Here is a 7,786-nt window from a genome sequence, read left to right on the forward strand (position 1 = left end):
GACACACAAGACTAACAATATCAAGAATAAAAAACATGCTAAAAGAAAAATAAGAATATAAACAAAAAACATCACAACATTACACACTACATATCTAACATGAAAAATCCTTAACTTAACAGCTGTGATTTTTACCTTATTTTTCCAGTATTTATGAGATATTAAAATTAATCCTTTTTTAATTTTTTAATACTATTTTTCAAACTTTTAGAAAAAGTTTGATCAAAAGCTATTTAATAAATTAATTATTTAAAATATAAGAATTGTTTTTGTTAATATTAAGTTAATATATAATAAAATCAATATAAGTATATTGTGTTTTAATGGATTTTGTTTATTTCAATTATTAAGTATTTCAATTATTAAGTATATTCCTGCTTTTTATGTTCTATGATTGGGATATATTAGATTATTATAATATGAATAGAATATTATATAAATATCAGTGGATATGATGATGGCAATAGGGATTGATCAAGCTTTCCATTTACTAGTATTAATCAATAGCTATTATTTAAATTAAAATAGCTATTAATTATATTAATTGAAATATTTAACTTATCTAAATATTGATCCTTACTTTAATAATCATCACATGGTTTTATTATGAAAAATCTTTCTAAAGAATTAATAAGTAGAATAGAAAAAATTGCAACACCCATTAAGATTATGCATGTTTGTGGGTCTCATGAACATACTATAATGGAAAATGGTCTTAGGACATTACTTCCTCCTGAAGTTGAGGTTATTGCTGGTCCTGGTTGTCCTGTTTGTTGTGTTCCTGCTCGTGAAATCGATGAAGCATTGGAACTATTAGATAAAGGAGTTACAATAGCTACCTTTGGAGATATGCTTAGAGTTCCAGGTTCAAATAGTTCATTAAATGATGCGAAAGCTGAAGGTGCAGATGTTAGGATAGTTTATGGAATCAACAATGGGGTTGAAATAGCTAAAAAACTTGATAATGAGGTTGTTTTCATAGCTGCTGGATTTGAAACAACTGCTCCAACTACAGCTTCTGAAATACTAGCTGAGCCTCCTGAAAACTTTTCAATATTGTCTTCTCATCGTATGATTCCACCTGCTCTTGAATTTTTAATTGAATCTGGAGAAACTAGTTTGAATGCATTAATTGAGCCAGGACATGTTGGTACAATTATTGGAACTAAACCATTTGAAATTTTTTCAAATAAATATGGTATTCCTCAAGCTATGGCAGGATTTAATCCTTTAGATGTTTTAATGGCTGTTTACATGATTCTCAGACAATGTAAAAATGGTGAAGCTAAAATTGATAATGAATACAATCGTGCAGTAAAAACAGAAGGTAATGTTAAAGCTCAAGAAGTTATAGATGAAGTTTTTGAAGTTAAAAGTAGGGAATGGAGAGGTTTTCCAAAAATCCCAAACTCTATACTTGAAATCAAAAAAGAATTTAATGAATTCAATGCAAGAGAAAAGTTCGATATTGAAGTTAAAAATGTTGAAAATGAGCCAAATGGATGCATCTGTGGCCCAATACTTAGAGGAATAGCTAAACCTGAAGATTGTAAGCTATTTAGGAAAACATGTAATCCAGCAAATCCTGTTGGTGCTTGTATGGTTAGTAAAGAAGGAACATGTAATATAGCTCATAGATATGGTTTACACTAGGATTATTTAAGCAATAATCATTCTAATTAAGGATATTATGTGTAATATAGAAGCAATAGCTATTGTTAATTACAGACAAATCCAGAAAAAGCCTGTATCAGTGCAATTAAAACAATTATCAATAATGTAATATTTAAATAAATAATCTAAAATTTAACTAATATGGGAGAATATTCAATGATAGACGAAATAGCAGAAAAAGCAAAAAGTGAAGTATCTAAACAATGTGATGAGTTTGAGATTTATATAGAAAAGGATAATACTATTGAATTAGACTGTGAAAAAGAGATTTTAAACTTTGCAAAAGAAGAATTCAATTTTGGAATTGGGATTAGAGTTATAAACAATAATAAATTAGGTTTTGCATATACAAATGAAATAAATGAAATAGCTAAAACCGCAAAGCAAGCTTTGGAAAATTCAAAAGAGAATGCTTGTAATCCAAACTTTGATTTTGCAGAAACTCATAAATATAGGGAAGTAAAAGGAATATATGATTCTAGATTTGAAAACTTTGATTTAGATGAGGCTATTGATTTCATGAAAACACTCATAGCCTCAGCCACAGATAATAGCTGTGAAATAACTTCTGGAGGATTTTCTGCATCCATGTCTGAGGTATTAATCATAAATTCAAAAGATGTGGAAGTAGCTGACAAATCCACAGGTTTTTCTTCTTTTATTGCATTAAATGCTGAGAGAAATGGTGAAAAATCCACTGCTTATGATTCTATTTCATCAAATGAGTTTAATTTAAATCCTGAAGAACTTGGAAATTCAACTTCTAAACTAGCTATTGATTCAATTGGAGGATCAAAAATAGAAACCAGTGATATGAATGTTGTATTAGACTATCATGCTGCAGCAGGGCTTTTAAATGCTTTTATAAGTGCATTTAACTCTGATAATGTTTTAAGAGGACGATCAATTTTAGCTGATAAAGTGAATCAAGATATTGTAAGTCCTAATTTGTCTATTTATGATGATGGACTTTATGAAGGAGGTTTAGCTTCTTTTAAAATGGATGATGAAGGCACTCCTTCACAAAAAACAACTTTAATCGAAAATGGTGTTTTAAAAGGCTTTATTTATGATATTTACAATGCCAACAAAGCAAGTTTAACCAGTACTGGAAATGGTTTTAGAGGTGCTTATTTAGACACTCCATCTTCTTCGACCTCTAATGTTATCTTTGATTTTAATGAAAAAATAGCTATTGAAGATATTTCAAAAGGTTTTTTAGCTACTGATGTTCTTGGAGCTCACACTGCAAATCCTATTTCTGGTGATTTTTCTGTTGAAGCAAACAATGCATTTTTAATTGAAAATGGTGAGGTATGTAAACCTATCAAAAAAGCTATGATTTCTGGAAATATATTTGATGCTTTATCTAATTGTCAAGGATTAGATTCTAAAATAAAACAATATGGTTCATTTATAATTCCTAAATTATCAATTGATAGTTTAAGAGTTGTTGGTAATTAATAATACTAAATAATTAATACTTAAAAGTAATACTTAAAATTAGCATATAAAAAAGTAGTATAATATTTTAAAGAATTCATTAAAGTAGGCTAAAAATTCATTATTTTGGATGATTGGGAAAATCTAAATAGATTTTCCCTGTATGTTTTTGTAGTTAGGTATAATGAGCAGTTTAATGTTTTATTCCTTTACCTATGTTTTTAGAGTTGGAGGTAATATTTATTAATATATTTATTATTTACTACTCATCATATATATTTGAACATAAGTGGTTTAACTACCACTAATCATAGATTTGGTTTAACAGTATATAAAGTTTTCTATTTTTTATTATTTATACTTCATATGTATTGGTATTATATTAAATAATCATGAAAATATTTCATTGATATTAAAACAATTAACTTTTTTATTTTTTACATAAATAGTTAGTTCTTGTATAAATAGTTAATAAGTATATAAATAGTAAGTAAATTTACTATAATCTCAATAATAAATTATAATATTCTACAATAAATTATAATTATTAATATAAAATTAGAATTATAAGTATTAATATAAAAACTAGTCATAAATCAGAATTATATGTTTACCCTAATAATTGAAGAAAGATTGATGAAATTTTCATTTCACCTCTCTTTCTAAGGTCACCTATACTAAATTCTCGTTGCTCGCTCGTTGAGAATTAAAAAATAACTATAATTACTTATAAGCTATGTTTGGTAACCAAGTATTAATATGTATAAATTCGTATATAAAACTTTGTAAATTTCAAAGTATTTTTTTCATTTTTTAGTTAAAATATCTTAATTACAATTCAAATTGTATTACATTGTTTACTTTGTTTACTTTGTATTACTTTTTTGTTTAATTGAATTTTCCATTTGCTTATTATATTTTTACCTTTTTTTATTTTATAGATATTATTAACATAGACCAGTAACCGAAAATTATATATATGATGATATATTATCATTATATATTGATTTGTACTTGTATTTGTTATAAATTTTATATGTTCGTGTTTAGTGTAATATTTCAAGTGTAATCGAAATTTAATATTCTTTAATATAATGTTGTTTTGAAATTCCACTATTTTGGTTCCTATAATGTGGTTTTTTATGATATTTTTGTGTAATTTATCAAGTTTAAAGATAAATATTTCAGTAAATTCAATTATAACTCTATATTTTTAGTATTTATTTCTTATTGATTTTATCAGTTCGCGTTTAGTGTAATGGTTCAAGTGTAACCGAATTTTGATATGCTAAATTAAATTGTTGTTTTTAGTTAATCTCTTTCTATCTTTTTTCTTTAGGTTTTTATTAAATACAGATGGTCTTTTTATTTAAAAAAATTATTTTTTCTAATAATATTCTTAATTGTAAATATTACATCTATTTATTTAATATATTATATATCAATTCGTGTTTAGTGTAATGGTTCAAGTGTAACCGAAATTTAATAGTTTATATTATACACTTGTTTTTAATTTAGACAATTTGGTTCCTATTATGTCACCTTTTGAGCTATTTTTCTGTAATTTATCAGATTTGAGACAATATATTAAATCTTTTTCACTTAAATGTATATAATCATGATATTTTATTTCTATTATATTTATCAGTTCGTATTTTGTGTAATATTTCAACTGTATTCAATCAATGGTTTCGAAATTTAGAAAATCAAAGATTTTCTTGTATCATGCCTCACTTTTTTTAAATACTATTCCTACTAACTATTCTTACTAATGACTTTTCAAATCATATCTACATTATTGTCATCAATAATAAATGACAGAATATTTGTAAAAAGATTATCAATAAAATTAAAATAATAGTGTCATCAATGAGAAATGACAAAAATTATAAAATTAAATAAAATTTTATTTTTGAAATTTTAAAAACATTTTTAAAAACATTTTAATAAATATTATCTAAATTTAAAATCTACAATTTTAAATGAATTTGAAAATTTTTGCAAAATTCATTACGTAGATTGATAATAGATTAATCTTCATTAATCTTCCTTATTTGCTGAAATTATCACAGTAATATTACTTTTTTCATATATGTTTTCTAAACCATTTTTTTCACAATAATCTTCTGTTTTTAATAGGATTTTCTCATATTCATCAGAGGTAACACCTTTTTCTACATTAACGACGAATTCATGAATAATATCTCCAAAACTACAGGGTTTATATTCTATTGATATGATATTTTCATAATTTGAAATGGTATTGTTCATAAAGTTTAGTATTTTTTCTTCAGGACTTAAATCATCATTAGCTGGCATGTTTAATCTCTCCCATAACTCCTTAATTTAGCAATGATTACTATATAGTATTTATCTGTAATTATTATTTATCTGTAATTATTGATTTTTTCTTAATTAATAATTTATTAGTTTATGGAATATTACATTTTAATAACTGGGAATTGAATTTCAACAAGTATATCTTCTGGAGCAACATCATAAGGACTGTTTAAATAAATTTCTTTAGGTGATCCTATAATGTCATAATCGTTTTCTATGGAATAATCCACCATTTTTTGATAGCTATCTTCTATAGTGTCATATGGACCTTTGTGTATTCCAGATAATACTTTGTGTTCAAGTAAATCAACAACTTGTATCTTATCATCTCCAGTGTAATCTTCATTATTTTCAAGTGGAAGTCCCATATCATAAATCGTATCATCTGGTGATTCAGTAGTAGGTAGTGTATAATATATAGCAAATGGCGGTCCTGTAACATTGATTTTATTTAGTTCTGCCCATGTGTAAAGTTTTCCTATGAGTATTCCCATATCTTCAACATTTCCTTTGTAATTTATGATTGCCATTTTCTCTTCATCTACTAATTTTTCTTTTATTTCCATTTTATGCCTCTTTTCTTATTTTATGAATTCTTCTATTATTACAGTTATTTTATTAGTTTGAATGATTATTTTTAATCTAATCTAGTGAATATATTTTATTGTCTTTTTATTTTTTATCTTTAGTTTTTCTCGTTATTTTTCATCTTTACTTTTCCTCTTTATTCTTTTCTTTTTAATTTATTTCTATAGGCTATTCATAGATACTCTTAAAATAAATATGCTTCAACTATTTCATCAGCATCAATTAATTCCACTGATTTTGGGACTTTAATATATCCTTCTGCATAGGATAGGGCATTAATTGCTCCAGAATCTTTTAAAATAGGGTATGCTTTATTGTCTTTAATTTCAATTAATAAATATTGCACTCTACCTTTTGATGAATGGATTCTTTTTGAAAGTTTAACTCTAATCTTTTTATTCTTTGCTGCAGGATTTAGCCCTACTAATTTTCGGAGGTTTGGAGCTATAAATACATTGAAAACTATTATTGCTCCTACAGGATTTCCTGGAAGTCCTATCACTAGCTTTCCATTTACTTTTCCAATTAAAGTAGGTTTTCCTGGTTTAATGCTTATTCCATGAATTATTACTTCTCCAATATCTTCTATAACATCTTTTAAAACATCTCCAACTCCTGCTGATGTTCCACCTGAAGTTATTACAATGTCACTTGTTTTTAGTGAAGTTTCTATTTTATTTCTTAATTTGTTGTAGTTATCTTTAATAATCCCCTGAACTTTAGCTTCGCAACCACAAGATATCACTGAATTTTTAATAGTGTTTGTGTTAATATCATATATTTTTCCATAATTAATAGTGTCTTCTTGAGTTAATAACTCATTTCCTGTGGATATTACACTTATTTCTAGTTTTTTATAAACTTTGACTTTATTCAATCCTTGTGCACTCAATACTCCTATTTTAACTGGACTAAGTTTTGTTTTTGCAGATATAAGTGGTTTATTTTTTTCAATATCAGATCCTTTTTTTGCTATATCTTGGGAGGGGGATACACTTTTGTATATTGCGACTTCAGATTCAGGGCCATCTTGCACCTTTTCACTATATTCTACCATAGCTATCGCATCACTACCTTTAGGAACTGGTGCTCCTGTACTTATTTCAATAGCTTCTCCATTTTTAAGGGTTTTTTCACTAAATGATCCTGCTTCCACAGTATCAATGATTTTAAATGTTTTAGGATTATCATCACTTGCTCCAAAAGTATCTTTGGCTTTAACAGCAAACCCATCTTTCAATGATTTGTTAAATGGAGGAATAGCTATTGAACTCTTTATGTTATCATATGTTATTCGATAATAGCTATTTTCTAATAATATTTCTTCACATTTAATTTTGTAAAGTTCATTAAATAGATTGTCTATTATTTTTTTAGCTTCTTTTGCTTCTTTTATCTTTAAGTATTCCGTACCCATGACATGACCCCTTTAAATTTTTAAACATTACATAATGTTTTAAAAAATTTTTTTAGTTTAAAATTGAAGATTTTTGTTATTTTTTTAAAATCAATAGTAAATATTATTTTAGTTTACTAGTTTATAATTTATTATTTTAAATTTATAAATAATTTCTATTATAGTTAATAATAAAAAATATTAAATACTAGTTTAAACAATATTAAACTTATAATTCATTAATAAGTATTAATTTCATTTCTTTAAGAATTATTTTAATAAAAATAAGATTTTATTCTTTTATCTATTTTTTAATTAATTTAAATCATATGTAAAATATAAAAT

The 7,786-nt window shown here is 25.3% G+C and carries 5 protein-coding genes; 2 read left to right on the forward strand and 3 right to left on the reverse strand.

The genetic code is table 11. From position 1 onward, the window contains the following. The first annotated feature begins 606 nt into the window (after positions 1 to 606). Both hypD and MBFIL_RS01125 read left to right on the forward strand, forming a co-directional pair. Entirely contained in the window at positions 607 to 1,653 is a 1,047-nt protein-coding gene (gene hypD, locus MBFIL_RS01120) for a hydrogenase formation protein HypD (protein ID WP_066970643.1), read from the forward strand. 177 nt (positions 1,654 to 1,830) lie between these two features. Beyond that, complete coding sequence (locus MBFIL_RS01125) at positions 1,831 to 3,138, forward strand: TldD/PmbA family protein (RefSeq protein WP_066970645.1); 1,308 nt, start codon at positions 1,831 to 1,833, stop codon at positions 3,136 to 3,138. Positions 3,139 to 5,157: 2,019 nt separating this feature from the next. On the opposite strand, the gene MBFIL_RS01130 is transcribed toward MBFIL_RS01125, so the two are convergent. From MBFIL_RS01130 to MBFIL_RS01140, 3 genes are all read right to left on the reverse strand, one after another. Next, complete coding sequence (locus MBFIL_RS01130; RefSeq protein WP_066970647.1) at positions 5,158 to 5,436, reverse strand: hypothetical protein; 279 nt, start codon at positions 5,434 to 5,436, stop codon at positions 5,158 to 5,160. 122 nt (positions 5,437 to 5,558) lie between these two features. After that, positions 5,559 to 6,023, reverse strand: coding sequence for a GyrI-like domain-containing protein (locus MBFIL_RS01135; protein WP_066970649.1), 465 nt, complete (start codon positions 6,021 to 6,023; stop codon positions 5,559 to 5,561). A gap of 206 nt (positions 6,024 to 6,229) precedes the next feature. After that, complete coding sequence (locus MBFIL_RS01140; RefSeq protein ID WP_066970651.1) at positions 6,230 to 7,462, reverse strand: molybdenum cofactor synthesis domain-containing protein; 1,233 nt, start codon at positions 7,460 to 7,462, stop codon at positions 6,230 to 6,232. Between the last annotated feature and the right edge of the window lie 324 nt (positions 7,463 to 7,786).

It is taken from the genome of Methanobrevibacter filiformis, assembly GCF_001639265.1.
Classification (GTDB): domain Archaea; phylum Methanobacteriota; class Methanobacteria; order Methanobacteriales; family Methanobacteriaceae; genus Methanacia; species Methanacia filiformis.

What these genes read in the sequence shown, in the direction of transcription:
- hypD (WP_066970643.1), top strand. Translation starts at nt 607, where the DNA reads ATGAAAAATCTTTCTAAAGAATTAATAAGTAGAATAGAAAAAATTGCA.
- MBFIL_RS01130 (WP_066970647.1), bottom strand. Translation starts at nt 5,436, where the DNA reads ATGCCAGCTAATGATGATTTAAGTCCTGAAGAAAAAATACTAAACTTT.
- MBFIL_RS01125 (WP_066970645.1), top strand. Translation starts at nt 1,831, where the DNA reads ATGATAGACGAAATAGCAGAAAAAGCAAAAAGTGAAGTATCTAAACAA.
- MBFIL_RS01140 (WP_066970651.1), bottom strand. Translation starts at nt 7,462, where the DNA reads ATGGGTACGGAATACTTAAAGATAAAAGAAGCAAAAGAAGCTAAAAAA.
- MBFIL_RS01135 (WP_066970649.1), bottom strand. Translation starts at nt 6,023, where the DNA reads ATGGAAATAAAAGAAAAATTAGTAGATGAAGAGAAAATGGCAATCATA.